Origin of the sequence: Marinobacter sp. DUT-1 (assembly GCF_050379415.1) — a bacterium.
Classification (GTDB): Bacteria; Pseudomonadota; Gammaproteobacteria; order Pseudomonadales; family Oleiphilaceae; genus Marinobacter.
In genome coordinates this window covers 493,928-508,176 of the sequence record NZ_JBNRLS010000003.1, presented here as the reverse complement: position 1 = coordinate 508,176, position 14,249 = coordinate 493,928, and the positions used below count along the sequence as shown (strand labels likewise).

Annotated in this window: 15 protein-coding genes; 8 read left to right on the top strand and 7 right to left on the bottom strand. The window is 58.3% G+C overall.

Features of this window, described 5'->3' with window-relative positions; genetic code table 11:
* Positions 1-20: 20 nt before the first annotated feature.
* Entirely contained in the window at positions 21-713 is a 693-nt protein-coding gene (locus ACQUTG_RS12310; protein ID WP_428919682.1) for a TVP38/TMEM64 family protein, read from the top strand.
* 57 nt (positions 714-770) lie between these two features.
* Here the strand turns inward: ACQUTG_RS12310 and ACQUTG_RS12305 are convergent, their stop codons facing one another.
* The gene (locus tag ACQUTG_RS12305) at positions 771-929 is read right to left on the bottom strand and encodes a hypothetical protein (RefSeq protein WP_428919681.1); all 159 of its coding nucleotides are present in this window, start codon (positions 927-929) and stop codon (positions 771-773) included.
* A gap of 226 nt (positions 930-1,155) precedes the next feature.
* On the opposite strand from ACQUTG_RS12305, the gene ACQUTG_RS12300 reads away from it, so the two are divergent.
* The 3 genes from ACQUTG_RS12300 (at position 1,156) to ACQUTG_RS12290 (ending at position 4,330) form a co-directional block, all read left to right on the top strand.
* Positions 1,156-2,115: a sulfurtransferase gene (locus tag ACQUTG_RS12300; RefSeq protein ID WP_428919680.1), complete on the top strand. Its 960-nt coding sequence runs from the start codon at positions 1,156-1,158 to the stop codon at positions 2,113-2,115.
* Between the two features lie 23 nt (positions 2,116-2,138).
* Positions 2,139-3,353, top strand: a complete 1,215-nt coding sequence (locus tag ACQUTG_RS12295; RefSeq protein ID WP_428919679.1) for a YeeE/YedE family protein — start codon at positions 2,139-2,141, stop codon at positions 3,351-3,353.
* A 278-nt stretch (positions 3,354-3,631) separates the two neighbouring features.
* Positions 3,632-4,330 carry an SDR family NAD(P)-dependent oxidoreductase gene (locus ACQUTG_RS12290; RefSeq protein WP_428919678.1) on the top strand — a complete coding sequence of 233 codons (699 nt, stop codon included), beginning with the start codon at positions 3,632-3,634 and terminating at the stop codon, positions 4,328-4,330.
* 26 nt (positions 4,331-4,356) lie between these two features.
* Here ACQUTG_RS12290 and ACQUTG_RS12285 read toward each other — a convergent pair whose 3' ends face one another.
* The 4 genes from ACQUTG_RS12285 to ACQUTG_RS12270 form a co-directional block, all read right to left on the bottom strand.
* Positions 4,357-5,103: an amino acid ABC transporter ATP-binding protein gene (locus tag ACQUTG_RS12285; RefSeq protein WP_428919677.1), complete on the bottom strand. Its 747-nt coding sequence runs from the start codon at positions 5,101-5,103 to the stop codon at positions 4,357-4,359.
* Positions 5,100-5,774, bottom strand: a complete 675-nt coding sequence (locus tag ACQUTG_RS12280; protein ID WP_428919676.1) for an amino acid ABC transporter permease — start codon at positions 5,772-5,774, stop codon at positions 5,100-5,102. Before ACQUTG_RS12280 ends, ACQUTG_RS12285 begins: the two co-directional genes overlap by 4 nt.
* A 25-nt stretch (positions 5,775-5,799) precedes the next feature.
* The gene (locus ACQUTG_RS12275; RefSeq protein WP_428919675.1) at positions 5,800-6,555 is read right to left on the bottom strand and encodes an amino acid ABC transporter substrate-binding protein; all 756 of its coding nucleotides are present in this window, start codon (positions 6,553-6,555) and stop codon (positions 5,800-5,802) included.
* A 67-nt stretch (positions 6,556-6,622) separates the two neighbouring features.
* Positions 6,623-7,798, bottom strand: a complete 1,176-nt coding sequence (locus ACQUTG_RS12270; protein ID WP_428919674.1) for an ADP-ribosylglycohydrolase family protein — start codon at positions 7,796-7,798, stop codon at positions 6,623-6,625.
* Positions 7,799-8,056: 258 nt separating this feature from the next.
* Between ACQUTG_RS12270 and ACQUTG_RS12265 the strand changes: the two genes are divergently transcribed.
* A complete protein-coding gene (locus ACQUTG_RS12265; protein WP_428919673.1) occupies positions 8,057-8,881 on the top strand; it encodes a cytochrome c peroxidase in 825 nt (274 codons plus the stop codon).
* Positions 8,882-8,953: 72 nt separating this feature from the next.
* A complete protein-coding gene (locus ACQUTG_RS12260) occupies positions 8,954-9,706 on the top strand; it encodes a DUF6969 family protein (protein ID WP_372986510.1) in 753 nt (250 codons plus the stop codon).
* 19 nt (positions 9,707-9,725) lie between these two features.
* Here the strand turns inward: ACQUTG_RS12260 and ACQUTG_RS12255 are convergent, their stop codons facing one another.
* Positions 9,726-9,986 (bottom strand): anti-sigma factor family protein, encoded by a 261-nt coding sequence (locus ACQUTG_RS12255; RefSeq protein WP_428919672.1) that lies wholly within the window; start codon positions 9,984-9,986, stop codon positions 9,726-9,728.
* Positions 9,980-10,594: an RNA polymerase sigma factor gene (locus tag ACQUTG_RS12250; RefSeq protein WP_428919671.1), complete on the bottom strand. Its 615-nt coding sequence runs from the start codon at positions 10,592-10,594 to the stop codon at positions 9,980-9,982. The genes ACQUTG_RS12255 and ACQUTG_RS12250 overlap by 7 nt, the downstream gene beginning before the upstream one ends.
* A 317-nt stretch (positions 10,595-10,911) precedes the next feature.
* Between ACQUTG_RS12250 and ACQUTG_RS12245 the strand changes: the two genes are divergently transcribed.
* The gene (locus ACQUTG_RS12245) at positions 10,912-13,110 is read left to right on the top strand and encodes an FAD-dependent oxidoreductase (protein ID WP_428919670.1); all 2,199 of its coding nucleotides are present in this window, start codon (positions 10,912-10,914) and stop codon (positions 13,108-13,110) included.
* Between the two features lie 77 nt (positions 13,111-13,187).
* On the top strand, positions 13,188-14,159 hold the full coding sequence (locus tag ACQUTG_RS12240; RefSeq protein WP_428919669.1) for a radical SAM protein: 972 nt from the start codon (positions 13,188-13,190) through the stop codon (positions 14,157-14,159).
* The last annotated feature ends 90 nt before the right edge of the window (positions 14,160-14,249 follow it).

The window sequence follows — 14,249 nt, the reverse complement described above, 5'->3', positions numbered from 1 at the left end:
GTGACGGGTAGAATACTTCGATGATCCGTTCACAGTGGCTTTTCCGTCTTTCCTTCCTGGCCATCGTCGCGTTACTGATGGCCGCAATCTGGCTGCTGCTTCGGCAGCTGGGCATGCCCGCCAGCCTGGCGCCCGCAGCCCTGTCCGACTGGCTGAGGTACCAGGGCATGCTCGGGCCTCTGTTCCTGATGCTGATGATGATTCTTGCCGTGGTTGTCGGGCCGATTCCCACGCTACCCATCAGTGCTGCCGCAGGCCTGGTCTATGGCATGTTTACCGGTACGGCCATTGCCGTGGCTGGTGCGCTTGCCGGGTCCCTCATCGCCTTTTACCTGGCGCGAATCCTCGGGCGGGAGGCTGTGCAGCGCAAGCTCGACCACAACCCGGTGTTCTCGGCGCGGGGGTCCCAGCGTTTCCTGTTCGTTGCGGTTCTGTTAACCCGCCTGATTCCCATTTTCTCCTTCGCCCTGATCAGTTACGCCGCCGGGGTTACGGCCATCCAGCTCTGGCGCTATGCATTGGCGACTGCTCTGGGCATGTTGCCGATGACTTTCGTATTTGCCGGGCTCGGCCACAGTTTCGAGCTTAACCCGGTGCTGACGGTCATCGCCGCAGCTACCATCCTGCTGGTCATGAGCACCTTGCCTTTGTATCTGGGCCGTCGCCCGCACTCCCGCCTGGCCCGTTGGCTGCACCTGGATGGCAGGGTTTGATTGAAGGGTGGAGGCAAAGCAGAGCGAGGCAAGCCGCCTCGCCGTGCCATGAAGTGGTTATTTTGCGGATACCCGCACATCCGCGACAGAGTCAGCGGTTTTGTTGGGGTAGCTGCGGGCCTCGTTGATGTCATCCGCCTTTCCATTCATGGCCAGTGCTGTGGTGGCAGACAAGGCCAGAACAAAAGAAGCCAGAATCAGGGTGATCTTTTTCATGATCCATACTCCATTGCCGTTTCAGTGATGGCAGCGTCTTTCGCCAAGTCGCTGCCGTTAGCTCATAGACACTGGAGTCATGGGGGGCGTTACAGCGGAGCGGGCTTTTGAGTGGAAATTTTTCTCATTTAAATAGATTTAAATGATATAAATATGTTTATTTTAATAACGCAGGCGGTAATTCATAATAGTCGTTCAAAATCAAACTCCCTTCGGAGGTGCGCCCATGATTCGTTTGGCGACAGTATCAGTTCTATTCCTGTTCAGCGCCTTTTGCTTCGGAGCCAGGGCCGAGGTGCCGGCCCTGGTGGACGCTGCCTGGTTGAATGACCGTCTGGGCGATGACCAGCTGGTGGTTCTGGATGTTCGCTCCGGCATTGATAACGGTGGTGACCGGAGCAGCTTCCAGCAAGGCCATATTCCCGGTTCAGTTTATAGCAGTTACATCAACGATGGCTGGCGGGAAAGTCGGGATGGCGTGACGGGGCTGATGCCCCCGGTTCGTTCCCTGGAGCGCTTGATTGGTGGTCTTGGCATTACCAACGACGCGACAGTGGTTGTCGTTCCCGCCGGAACAGGGGTGACCGATTTCGGCAGTGCTGCCCGGGTCTACTGGACTTTCAGGGTTCTGGGTCACGATTCCGTGACAATCCTGAACGGGGGCTTTGCCGGCTGGAAGGCAGCGGGCTATGAGGTTGCCGGGGGCGAAGGCGCGCGCCTGCCAGTCGCACAATTCAAGGGTGAGTTGAAGGAACCGCTTCTGGCCAGCCTTGAGGAGGTGCAGCAGGCTCGGGAAACCCAGGCACAGCTGGTAGATGCCCGCCCCGCCGACTATTTCCGCGGGGAAACCAAGTCTCCAGCCGCCAAGGCTCCGGGTACCATTCCCGGTTCCCACAACCTGCCCCATGACTCGTTCATTGATCAGCAGGATCAGGTGTTCTACCTGAACCAGGACGCGATCACGCAAAAAGTAAACACCGCTGAGCTGGATCCCGGAGCCCGTACGATTGCCTTCTGCAACACCGGGCATTGGGCCGCCACCGACTGGTTTGTCTTGAGTGAACTGGCAGGTTTCAAGGAAGTGGCGCTGTATGACGGCTCCATGGCGGAGTGGTCCCAGGACAGTGACCGCCCGATGCAGGTGGCCAAAAAGGGTCTCGGCAAGATCCTCGATTTTTTCAATTGATTATTGGATAGAACGGAACCGAGATGGCTGAATCAGCAGTTCTTCAACCGGATCTTCAACAACCCCCGTGGCGGGTAGACCGGTTTATTGCCGCGACTGCGCTGGTGGGTTTCGCCCTGCTGGGAGGTCTCATCTGGTTGGAGACCGCCCCCTTCATGGTGGCACTGTTTGCGATTGGCACCGTTCTGGGCATGGCCCTGTATCACGGTGCCTTCGGCTTTACCGCCGGCTGGCGCAATCTGGTGGTCAAAAAACGCGGCGCGGGCATGCGTGCCCAGCTTCTGTTGTTCGCAGTAAGCTCCCTGGTCATGGTGCCTATGCTCCATAGTGGTCAGGAGGGGCTGGTGGGTGCGGTTGCGCCCGTCGGCACATCCCTGGTCGCGGGGTCTTTCCTGTTCGGGCTCGGCATGCAGCTGGGTGGCGGCTGCGGCTCGGGTACCCTGTTTACTGTGGGCGCCGGCAACATCCGCATGGTGGTCACGTTGGTGTTCTTTATTGCCGGCGCCGTACTCGGTTCCATCCACCTGCCCTGGTGGCTGGATCAGCCCGGGTTCGATCCGGTACCGCTGGTCAATAGTTTTGGCGTCAGCGGTGCCATTCTGGTGCAGTTTGTCGGTCTGGCATTGATAGCCTGGTGGGTTAACCGCATCGAGCGTAAGGCCCATGGTTCGATTGAGCGGGATGAACTGCTGTGGAAAGGCCAGAGCCACGGTGTATTCAGAACATTGCTCAGTGGTCGCTGGCCCTTCACCTGGGCCATCCTGATCCTTGCGGCCGGCAATGCCCTGACCCTGGCCATAGGCGGTGCTCCGTGGAGCATTACCTTTGCCTTTAACGTTTGGGGCGCCAAGGCTCTGGAAGTGGTGGGCGTCAACATGTCCCAGTTCGAGTTCTGGACCTGGGACTACCCCGCCATGGCCCTGAAGGATTCGGTGCTGACCAACATCCCCTCGGTAATGAACTTCGGTCTGTTGCTGGGCGCCATGCTGGCGGCGGGGCTGGCCAACCGGTTCAACGAAGCCAGCCGTAACCGCCCGGAAGGCCGCCAGTTTCTGGCTGCCGTGGTGGGCGGCTTGCTGCTCGGCTATGGTGCCCGTCTGGGCTTTGGCTGCAACATCGGCGCGCTGTTTTCCGGCATTGCCTCCGCCAGCCTGCACGCCTGGGTCTGGTTTGCCTGTGCTTTCGCCGGTTCACTGATCGGAATCCGGCTGCGGCCCTGGTTCCGTCTGCCAAACTGAGCGGGAGGTCGTCAGCATGGAAAGAGCCTACAGCCGAACCCGTATCCTTGTGGCACTTGGGATCATTCTCGGTTTGATTCTGGTGGACCACCTCAACAGCCCGACTTTTGCCTTCAATTCTGGCCAGGGCAATGTGCAGACCGCGCTTTCCCAGAGGGATGAGACCGCGTGCGCGCCCTGCGGCGCGCCGTGTCCGTCGACCAGAAACTGACCTGATCCCGGCCATTGGCTACGATTAGGGCAGATGCATCCCAAAATTTCGTAGACAGGAGCATTGTATGAACAAGGTATGCGCAGTGCTTGGAGTAGGGCCGGGCAATGGCGAGGCTTTTGTTCGCCGTTTCAGTGATGAAGGCTTCCAGGTGGCGATGCTGGCCCGCAGCAAAGACTACCTCCGGGATCTGGAGGCATCGGTTGCAGGTGCCCATGCCTTTCCCTGTGACCTGATGGAGCCGGCACAGATTACCTCGGTGCTGGCGGCCATTGAGTCCAAGCTCGGGCCGGTTTCGGTGGTGCTCTACAACGCCGGTGGTGGCACCTTCAAAAATGTCGAGGAGGCCAGCCTGGACGATTTCGAGGCCAACTGGCGTATCAACGTCCAGGGGCTGGTGGCCGCCACCAAAGCGGCCTTGCCACAGCTTCGCCAGCACGACACCGCCAGCATTATTGTCACCAGTGCCTCGGCGGCAACCCGGGGCCGGGCTAACACCGCGCCCTTTGCGTCCGCCAAGGCCGCCCAGCGCAGCCTGGCCCAGTCACTGGCCCGCCAGCTGGGGCCGGAGAAGATTCACGTGGCCAATGTGGTCATCGATGGCGTGGTAGACCTGCCCCGCACCCGCCAAATGCTTCCGGACAAACCAGAAGACTTTTTCGTGCAGCCATCGGCGGTGGCTGATGCGGTCTGGGGCCTCACCCAACAGGACCCATCCGCCTGGACATTTGAGCTGGATATCCGCCCGTTCGGGGAAACCTGGTAGCTCATGTTAGTGTTTCCGGGTCTCAGTCATACCGGGTTGGTGGCCAGAATTTTTTTCAGAAAGTCTTTTGTTCGGGGATCCTTCGGGTTGTAGAAAATCTCACTGGGCGGTCCCTGTTCCACGATCCGGCCCCCATCGATGAAGATCACCCGGTCCGCAACATCCCGGGCGAAGGACATCTCATGGGTGACCACCATCATGGTTTGCCGCTCTGATGCCAGCTGCTTCATCAGCCCCAGCACTTCCTCCACCCATTCGGGGTCGAGCGACGAGGTGGGCTCATCAAACAGGATGACCTCGGCACCGGTGGCCATGGCACGGCCAATGCCCACACGCTGTTGCTGGCCACCGGACATGGCCGCCGGGTAGGCATCCGCCTTGTCCGCCAGGCCGATCTGCTGCAGGATCTCGCGCGCTCGTTTATACGCGTTCTCCTTGGGCCATTTGTCCACTACAAGCAGGCGCTCGGCGATGTTCTGCAGTGCGGTCTTGTTGGCAAACAAGGCATAGTTCTGGAACACGAAGGCGGTTCGCCGCCGCATGGACAGGATTTCTGCCCGGCTGGCGCGGTTCACGTCCACGGTCAGGTCGCCCACGGTCATGGTGCCGGCAGTGGGCTGTTCCAGGAAATTGATGCAACGCAGCAGGGTGGATTTTCCGGTGCCCGAGGGCCCGATGATCACCACGATCTCGCCTTTTTCGATGGCCAGATCGATGTTGTCGAGAACGACGGTGTCCCCAAACTGCTTGCTCAGTGATTCCAGCTTGATCATCGGCTATAGGCCTTGTTCAGGCGGAGTTCCAGGTAATGCTGAAGCTTGGACAGCATCTCCACCACGATCCAGTAGATCACGGCGGCCACAATGAACGCCTCGAAGTACAGGAAGCTGCCGGCGGCTTCTTTCTGGGTGGCACCCATGAGTTCGGTCACGCCGAGGGTAAAGGCGAGTGACGTTGCCTTGATCATGTCGATGAAGTAGTTCATCAGGGTGGGCAGCGCCACCCGGGTGGCCTGGGGCAGAACAATCCGCCGCATCATCTGGCCGTTGGTCATGCCGATGGACAGGGCGGCTTCGGTCTGGCTGCGGTCAACGCCTACGATGGCGGCACGGATCGATTCGGCCATATAGGCGGAAAAGTGCATGGTCAGGCCCATGATCGTTGCCGTGATGCCGTCGATCACTGTCAGTGCGCTGACCAGCTGCGGTAGCCCGTAGTAGAACAGGAACAGCTGCACCAGCAGTGGCGTACCCCTGAAAAAGGAGATGAAAACGATGGTCAGCTGGTTGAGTACCGGGATGCGCAGCACCCGGACCACGGCAAACAGGCAGGCAAGGATCAGTGCAAGCACCATCCCCGTTCCTGCCAGTTGCAGGGTCAGGGGCAGATACCCGAGAAGAACGGGTATCAGTCCCAGCATATAGTCGACGTTTAATATGCCCATGGGCAATCAGCCTCTGCCTGTGCCCTCAGGGCCTTGTGATGTCGGTTCCGAACCATTTCTCGGAGATGGCTTTAAGCTCGCCTTTTTCTCGCAGAGCGGCCAGCGCCTTGTTCACCTGGTCCCGCAATGTGCGGCCCGCCTCGGTATCCCGGAACGGGTAGGCGTTGGTGATCTGTGAGAATGTGGGTCCGGCTAACTCCAGAGGTAGTGGCTTTTCCTTGATAATCTGGCTGGCACTGACCCGGTCCATGACAAAGGCATCGACACGGCCCAGAGCGGTGTCCCGCTCCAGATTGCTCTCGTAGGTTTTTATGTTGATCTGATCCGAGTAGGGCAGCTCCCGTAGCAGGTCGGCAAAATTGGACCCCAGGTTTACCGCGACGGTTTTACCCTTCAGATCTTCCACGCCCTGTATCTCGGTATTGCCTTTTTTGGTCACTACCTGGGCGCCGTCATAAACGTAAGGCTCGCTGAAAATATAGGCCTTCTGGCGTTCTTCGGTGATGGTGATCTGGTTAGCGACGGTGTCGATCCGGCCCGATTCGAGCATGCCCATCAAGCCGGAGAAGTTGGCGGTTTCAAATTGGATTTCACGGCCCATCTCCTTGCCGATGGCCTTCATGACATCCACCTCGAAGCCCTTGAGCTGGTCCTGCTCAACGAAGGTAAAGGGGAAATACTGGCCGGACATTCCGACTTTCAGTGGATCTTCCTGGGCAAGCAGAGGCGTACTGGCAAGCAGTGAAATCATCAGTAACGTATTGATCAATAGTTTTTTCATAAACCCTCCTTTCATACGCATCGTACCTCAAGCGTAGACGGTGGTGATAACCGCGAATTGATTCACATTACCTGCCGTAAATCAGTCTTTCGATATCCAGGAGAATGTTAGGGGAGTCGGTCACTCGTGCCAGCCAGCTTAGTGGAATGCCGTGCTCACCGCTGACACCGTGGATTGCGGCCATGGCTGGCCCAATGATCCAGGCCCGCCCGCAGGAATCGCCCCCGCACTGTATGTTGGCGCGAACCGCTTCGGCAAAGCTGCTGGCATGAGTGAGTATGTGAAAAATTACCGGCATGGCTTCGTGGAGATAGCAGGTACGGCCAAAACGGTCGCCTGCGCCGGCAGCATCAAGGCCATCGAAGGCCGCGGCGCGGCTGAGCTGCTCAGTGTCAGGGGCTTTCGCGGCCGCGGCGGCCAGGGCTTCGGCCATGGTTTCTCCCCGGAACAGGTTATCCAGAAGCCGGGCCGCGCATTTTGCCCAGGCTACCGCTTCATCGTTGTGATTGGTCACCCGCACGGCGGCTTCGGTAATCTCCATCAATTTATCGCTTCCGCAATAACAGGCCACCAGTGGCGGCAGCTTTGACACGGCGGGCAGCTGCATATCGTCGGCGCCGCTTTCCGGCACCAGGTGCTGGTCGATGGTTTCAGCGAGGTAAACGCCCGCTTCCTGAACCTCCGTTTCATGGTAGGTCAGGTCAATGGCCTTGCGAACCGGTCCCGCCAGCTGGTCGCCACTCAGGCGCCGCGTGTAGGGCAGTACCTTTTGCACCAGTATCCGCCGTTGCCGATCGGTCAATTCGGCCCTGACGGTTGATTGGGCCTGTTCAATGGCTTCCTGCTCAATGGTGTTCAGATTGTTCAGGGTGACCCGCGTCGGGTTGTCGATATAGCCCTGCCACTGACCACCCGGCCCGAAGTACGCCCGAAAGCGCCGCTGGTAATCGCGGATTTCAAGTTTGCCTTCACTGGCCAGGAGGCTGTCGGTCAGTACCCCGGTGGCCGCTCCGTAATGACTGATATCACCGGACTGTTTGCCTTCGTGGGCAAAGTAACCGAATCCGCCTTTGAAGTTGTCGGCCTTTGGTGGCAGGAATTCCGGAGACTGGCCACCTACCTCCAGAATTCGCGGGCTGTCATAAAGCCAGTGCAAACCGAGGCTGGCCGCGTCTGCTACCCAGCCGCCGGCCAGGGCGGCGATAATGTTAGGTTTTCTGTCATTGGTTAAGGGGCTGGTCATCAGAAATCCTCGTTGGCAGCATCGGAGTTCAGGGTCAGGAATGCAAACTCCACAGACCAACTGTACGCAGTTGTCCGGTGCCCGTCATTGGTATGCAGTTCCTTGTCGGTCATGCGTCGGACCCATATCTGATGCCGATAAGTTTTTCAGATCGGTGTAATAGTTCCGGAACTCATGTGTCTCTTTCCTGACCGTCCCTTCGGGCGGCGACGGGCTCTGAAGGCCCGAACCATAACTCCATGATCAGGGAGAGAGACAATGTCCACAATTCATCCTCTGAGAAATGCGATTCGCACTTCGTTCGAACATCGACGCGCCACCTGGTGGTCTGCGGCTCTGGTGACGGCCATGCTGGGCACCGGCGGGCTCGCAGCGGCAGCCTGTAGCCCCTGTTCTCCGTGCAAGAACAAATGCAAGGCAGAGCAGTACTGCAAGGCCGGGTGTAACCCCTGCGCAGCCAAAAACCCCTGTGCCACCAAAAATCCATGTGCCGCAAAGAACCCCTGTGCCACAAAGACCTGTAACCCCTGTGCGGCTTCGGGGAAGTGTGGCGCCAAACCCAATTCCTGTGCCGCCAAGAAGGTCTCCAGGCCGGCCAACTATCAGCCCTATGAGGGGAACCCCTGCAAGCTGATGGCACTGGGGGAGAAACTGTTCAAAGATACCTCTCTCAGCGGCAATGGCCTGTCCTGCTCGACCTGCCATAACGATGGCGCCGGCTACAATGCCACCTTTGCCAAGGCCTATCCGCACTCCGTGGCCATGGCTCGCGACATGTTTGGTATGGATTCGGTGCATCTGGATGAGATGGTCCAGATCTGCATGGTTCAGCCCATGGCAGCCGAGCCTCTGGACTGGAGTGGTGAACAGCTGGCGGCCCTCACCACCTATATGGGTAAGGTCCAGGAGCAACTGGCGGCTAATCCGTGTGCTCTGAAGGGTGGTAAATGCGGTGCCTGCAACCCGTGTGCCGGTAAAAACCCCTGCGCCACGAAAAATCCGTGTGCAACCAAAAATCCGTGTGCGGCGAAGAACCCCTGTTCCGCCAGTGCCGGGAAACGGCTGGCAGATGCCGCTGCCTGAGGTTGCTGAAAATGTTCATGGGCGCGACTTCCGGGAATTTCCGGAAGTCGCGCCGCCAGGAGGTGAAAGGCTATGACAGAACTTCGTATTCCGAGGCTGGCGAGCCTGACCGACGCGCAGCTCGCAATCAGCCTGGCGGCCATTGACGATATCCGGGAGTGTTATCGGGTGTTGGAGAAAGGCGGGTTGAATGTGGTTGGGGAAGTGCTCAAGGGCCAGGGGCCTTTCTATGAAATGGATCATTACCCGAAAGAGGACGTCTATGACCGGGAGACGGCGTCCCAGTATTACTACCACGCCCACCGGGAAGACTACGCGGAACATGGCCATTTCCATCTGTTCCTTCGCGACGCTTCATTACCTGAGGGGGCAGAGCCAGCCATGGGGCCCACGGGCGGGGACCGGGTGGCGCACCTGATTGCCATATCCATGGATGCCTGGGGCTATCCCACCGCCCTGTTCACGGTAAATCGCTGGGTGACCGATGAGAGCTGGTTACCGGCCGCAACGACTGTGACCGTGCTGGATCGGTTCGCCATTGACCATGCTTATCCCAGCTGGCCGGTGAACCGGTGGCTGACGTCCATGGTTCGGGCATTCCGGCCCCAAATTGAAGCGTTGTTGCATCACCGGGACGAGGTGATTGAGCAACAGCGAGTGCGAAGCCTGGAACAGGTGCTGGAGGATCGTTCCCTGGAAATCACCGGGACCATTCCGATCGATGTGGAGAGTTGGGCGGACAAGCTTGAGGCCGAACGGAAAAGACGAGTTCAGGCGGTTGGTCCAAGAGAAAACAAGGGCAGGCAACAAATTCCGGAAGTGTGATCTCCCACGCCGGGAACATTCATTCGTCGTCCTTGTCCCGGGTTCTTCGCGTCTTGAGTGCTTCGGAGACCCGTTCGTCGATCCGGCGCAGGAGTTCCTCGTCCGGGTGGCCGGCGGAGTGCGCCTGCATAAGCTCGGTACTTGCGCGCAGGTTGCCGATAAAGGTCCGGCAGTCCTTGCACATCATCAGGTGCATTTTCACGGACAGGTTCTGCCGGCCGCTGAGTTCGCCATCGATGTAGTCACTGGCTATTTCGGCCAGGTCCCTGCACATTAACATTCGCCCGTCTCCTGGAAGGTTTCCACCATGAGAAAGATCTTCTGCCTACCACGGTGTAAAAGTACCCGAAGGTTAGAGGCACTGACATCCAGAATGTTACAGACATCCTCGGATTTGTGCTGGTGGGCTTCGTAGAGCATCAGGGCAGAGCGCTGGGATTCCGGCAGAGCGGAGAGGTGTTTGTCGAGGCAATCACTGAGTGCGCCATTTTCCATAAGGGTATCGGCGGATTCGTGGAATTGCAGCTTTGGCGGCACATCCCAACGGCCGGTGGCGTTGAATCGTTCGGCCAGCTCCGGCTCGAGACTCTCGGAAAAATCGGTAGCGACTTCACGTTTGCTGGCGCGGAGCTTGTTCTTGCACCGGTTTGCGACGATCCGGTGCAACCAGGTTTTCAGGCCGGAGCGACCTTCGAATTTCTCTATCGCGTCAATGACCGTTACCCAACAGTCCTGGACCACTTCCTCTGCCGTTGAAGGATCAAGATAGAATCTGGCGACGGCCATCATACCAGGCGTGTAGGTTGAGACAGCCTCACTGAATGCCTGACCGTCCTGCGCTTTGAGCAACGTAATGAGGTCTTGTTCTGACCCTTCCCTGACTGGCATGCCCCTGCTTCCCGAGTTCGTTGATTTATGCTTGATAGTCCTTTGGATAAGATAGAAGTTCCTGAAATTTGAGTGAGCACTCAAAAATTTTACTTCAGACCACGGGTCAACTCCAGGCGCATCAATGTGAGAGAGTCGTCGGGGCCTGAACCGGAGGCCAGGGCGTCATATTTATCGTGGGTTTACTGAATATATAGAACTCTGTGACAAATTATGGCGTAGGTATGAGGTAGGCTGGATGATGTGAACAGCTCCGCATGTAACATATTGGCGCTTGGGGTGTTCAGCATACAGATACACCATTCATGGAGAAGCTCATGAAGACTGGCAAACTGGTCCTTATTGGAACGATCGTCGTCGCGGTCGTCATATTCTGGGGGCTCGGTGGCAATGAGTGGCTTACGCTGGACGCGCTGAAAACGAATCGGTTAGCCCTGGAGCAGTGGATCAGCGAGCACCTTGTGTTCGCGCTCGGGCTATATGGCATCGCCTATGTGTTTGTGACCGCTCTTTCGTTACCCGGGGCTGCGGTCATGACGTTGGCAGGCGGGGCGTTTTTTGGCAACTGGTATGGTCTGATCACCGTGTCTATCGCCTCAACGGCAGGTGCATCGCTTGCGTTTCTGATCGCTCGTTTCTTGCTGCGTGACACGCTGCTGAATAGATACAGGACTACCATCGGGAAAATTGATCGTGGCATTGAGAAAGATGGCGTGTTCTACCTGGCAACACTTCGTCTTGTGCCGGTATTCCCGTTCTTTTTGATCAATCTGGCCATGGGCCTGACCGGCATGAAGTTGCGCACTTATGCCCTGGTTAGCTGGATTGCCATGCTGCCGGGGACCTTTGTCTATGTAAATGCCGGCACCCAGCTGGGTCAGATCCAGTCCACTGGCGACATCGTGTCCGCCGACCTGCTCCTGTCCTTCGCCCTGCTCGGGCTGTTCCCCCTTATTGCCAAGTTTGTCGTGGGCTTTATCCGCCGTCGGCGGGTGTATGCCGGTTGGCAGAAACCCGAGCATTTTGACTACAACCTGCTGGTCATTGGCGGCGGTTCGGCAGGACTGGTTTCGGCCTACATCGCCGCGGCAGTCAAGGCAAAAGTGGCGCTGATCGAGAAGCACAAAATGGGCGGTGACTGTCTCAACACCGGCTGCGTGCCTTCCAAGGCCCTGATTCGCAGCGCCAAGGCTGCAGACACGCTACGTCATGCCAACCGCTATGGGCTGGAATCGGTGCCGGTCAAAGGCTCGTTCAAGAACATCATGAACCGGGTCAAGGACGTGATGGCCAAGGTCGAGCCCCACGATTCCCCCGAGCGCTACCGCAAGTTGGGTGTGGATTGCATCTCTGGCGAGGCGAGTTTCGTATCTCCCTGGGAACTGGAGGTTCGGCACAACGATGGCCGTACCGATCGATTGACTGCGCGCGGCATCATTGTCGCCACTGGTGGCAAGCCAGCCATGCCGCCGATCCCGGGGCTTGAAGACATGCAGCCACTGACTTCCGACAACCTGTGGGAGCTACAGGAACAACCGGAGCGCTTGCTGGTACTGGGCGGTGGTCCGATTGGCTCCGAGCTGGCCCATGCTTTTGTGCGCCTTGGCAGCAAGGTAACTCAGGTGGAGCGGGGCGAGCGTCTGCTGCCGAAGGAAGATGCGGATGTTGCGTTAGTGGTGATGAAACAGTTCGAGGCCGATGGCATCGACGTCCGGCTTAATCATTCTGCGTCCGAGTTCCGCATAGAGAACGGTGAGAAGGTCGCCTACTGCGATCATGAGGGTGAACGCGTGAGAATTCCCTTCGATCAGGTTTTGGTAGCGGTAGGCCGCGCCGCCAACACCTCCGGTCTGAACCTGGAGCGGATAGGCGTGGACACCCTGCCCAACGGTACCGTGCCGGTTGAAGAGGATATGAGTCTGCGTTATCCGAACGTGTTTGCCTGTGGCGACGTGGCCGGGCCTTACCAGTTTACCCACGCCGCTGCCCATCAGGCCTGGTATGCCGCGGTGAATGGTTTGTTTGGCCAGTTCAAGCGCTTCCGGGTGGACTACCGGGTAATGCCCTGGGTCACCTTCACCTCGCCGGAAGTGGCAAGGGTCGGCCTGAGCGAAGCCGAAGCGAAGGATAAGGGAGTTGCTTACGAGATCACCCGTTACGGCCTGGATGATCTGGACCGGGCGATAGCCGAGAGCGAGGACTATGGCTTCATCAAGGTGCTGACACCGCCGGGCAAGGACAAGATTCTGGGCGCGGTTGTAGTAGGCACCCACGCCGGTGAAATCCTGGCGGAATTCACCCTGGCGATGAAACATGGCCTGGGCCTGAACAAGATCCTGGGTACCATCCACCCCTACCCGACCTGGAACGAGTCCGCCAAGTACGCGGCCGGCGAATGGAAACGCGCCCACGCGCCGGAAGGCATCCTCAAGCTTCTTGAGAAACTGCACGGTTGGCGGCGCGGTAAAAAAAGCCAGAGCCAGCAGAAAAAACGTAAAGAAGTGACGACGGGCTAAAAAGTTGGGCGGTTGCTGTAACAGAACTGCCTTTCCCGTGTCTGTGCCCAATAACATTGAATGATCGAGGAGCATCTATGCCCCTGACCGAAACCCGACCGGCCCGCAGTAAACGTATTCCGGCCGTGGAAGTCCTCGAACCCCGGGCGTTCGACAGCTGGACCCACACCCGTAACGGAGATCCCCGGGGTTACATCGATGCGGACAAGCTTAAAGAGCTGTGGATTCACACCGGCACCGCCTGCAACCTGGCCTGTCCGTTCTGCCTCGAAGGTTCCCACCCTGGCGACGGTCGCATCCCCGGCATGAAGCTCAGCGATGTGAAGCCGTTTATCCACGAGGCCATCGACATGGGCGTGGAACAGTTCTCCTTCACCGGGGGTGAGCCCTTCGTCATCCGGGATTTTGTCAACATCCTGAATTACGCCAGCCAGCATCGGCCCTGCTTCGTGCTCACCAACGCCACCGAGCCACTGCTGAAGCGTCGGCACCAGGTGCTGCCGCTGCTGGACAACCCCTACCCGATCCATTTCCGGGTAAGTCTCGATTTCCCGAACCGTGCCCGGCACGACAAGGATCGCGGCGAAGGCAGTTTCGATCAGGCGCTGGAGGGTATTCGTTGGTTGATCCGGCAGGGTTTCAAGGTGTCCATTGCTCGCCAGACCGACCCGGAGGAGATTCCCTCCGACGTCGAGGCGGCGTTCCGTGATATTTTCCGTGAGTGGAATATCCCGGAGGACCTGGCCTTTACCGCGTTCCCGGATCTGGGCACACCGGGTTCGGAAGATGGCAGTCCGGAGATTACCGAGACGTGCATGGAGAAGTATCCGACCAAAGAATCGCGGGCGCATTTCATGTGTACTTACACCCGGATGCTGGTGAAGAAAGGCGATGCGGTTCGGGTGTATGCCTGCACATTGGTGGATGATGATCCGCAGTATGACCTGGGTGGGTCGTTGGCCGAGAGCATGGATGAGCGGATTATGTTGCGGCATCACCGGTGTTTTTCCTGTTATCGGTTTGGGGCTAGTTGTTCGGCTCCTGGTTAGTTCGTTTTTCTGTTTTGAGGACTGGTAGCTGGGAGTTGGCGGTCTGGGGGGTGGGGATACTTTCTCCTTGGAAAAAAGAACTCGCTGCGC

What these genes read in the sequence shown, in the direction of transcription:
- ACQUTG_RS12280 (WP_428919676.1), bottom strand. Translation starts at nt 5,774, where the DNA reads ATGGGCATATTAAACGTCGACTATATGCTGGGACTGATACCCGTTCTT.
- ACQUTG_RS12285 (WP_428919677.1), bottom strand. Translation starts at nt 5,103, where the DNA reads ATGATCAAGCTGGAATCACTGAGCAAGCAGTTTGGGGACACCGTCGTT.
- ACQUTG_RS12240 (WP_428919669.1), top strand. Translation starts at nt 13,188, where the DNA reads ATGCCCCTGACCGAAACCCGACCGGCCCGCAGTAAACGTATTCCGGCC.
- ACQUTG_RS12305 (WP_428919681.1), bottom strand. Translation starts at nt 929, where the DNA reads ATGAAAAAGATCACCCTGATTCTGGCTTCTTTTGTTCTGGCCTTGTCT.
- ACQUTG_RS12260 (WP_372986510.1), top strand. Translation starts at nt 8,954, where the DNA reads ATGACAGAACTTCGTATTCCGAGGCTGGCGAGCCTGACCGACGCGCAG.
- ACQUTG_RS12275 (WP_428919675.1), bottom strand. Translation starts at nt 6,555, where the DNA reads ATGAAAAAACTATTGATCAATACGTTACTGATGATTTCACTGCTTGCC.
- ACQUTG_RS12265 (WP_428919673.1), top strand. Translation starts at nt 8,057, where the DNA reads ATGTCCACAATTCATCCTCTGAGAAATGCGATTCGCACTTCGTTCGAA.
- ACQUTG_RS12250 (WP_428919671.1), bottom strand. Translation starts at nt 10,594, where the DNA reads ATGCCAGTCAGGGAAGGGTCAGAACAAGACCTCATTACGTTGCTCAAA.
- ACQUTG_RS12270 (WP_428919674.1), bottom strand. Translation starts at nt 7,798, where the DNA reads ATGACCAGCCCCTTAACCAATGACAGAAAACCTAACATTATCGCCGCC.
- ACQUTG_RS12255 (WP_428919672.1), bottom strand. Translation starts at nt 9,986, where the DNA reads ATGTTAATGTGCAGGGACCTGGCCGAAATAGCCAGTGACTACATCGAT.
- ACQUTG_RS12300 (WP_428919680.1), top strand. Translation starts at nt 1,156, where the DNA reads ATGATTCGTTTGGCGACAGTATCAGTTCTATTCCTGTTCAGCGCCTTT.
- ACQUTG_RS12290 (WP_428919678.1), top strand. Translation starts at nt 3,632, where the DNA reads ATGAACAAGGTATGCGCAGTGCTTGGAGTAGGGCCGGGCAATGGCGAG.
- ACQUTG_RS12310 (WP_428919682.1), top strand. Translation starts at nt 21, where the DNA reads ATGATCCGTTCACAGTGGCTTTTCCGTCTTTCCTTCCTGGCCATCGTC.
- ACQUTG_RS12295 (WP_428919679.1), top strand. Translation starts at nt 2,139, where the DNA reads ATGGCTGAATCAGCAGTTCTTCAACCGGATCTTCAACAACCCCCGTGG.
- ACQUTG_RS12245 (WP_428919670.1), top strand. Translation starts at nt 10,912, where the DNA reads ATGAAGACTGGCAAACTGGTCCTTATTGGAACGATCGTCGTCGCGGTC.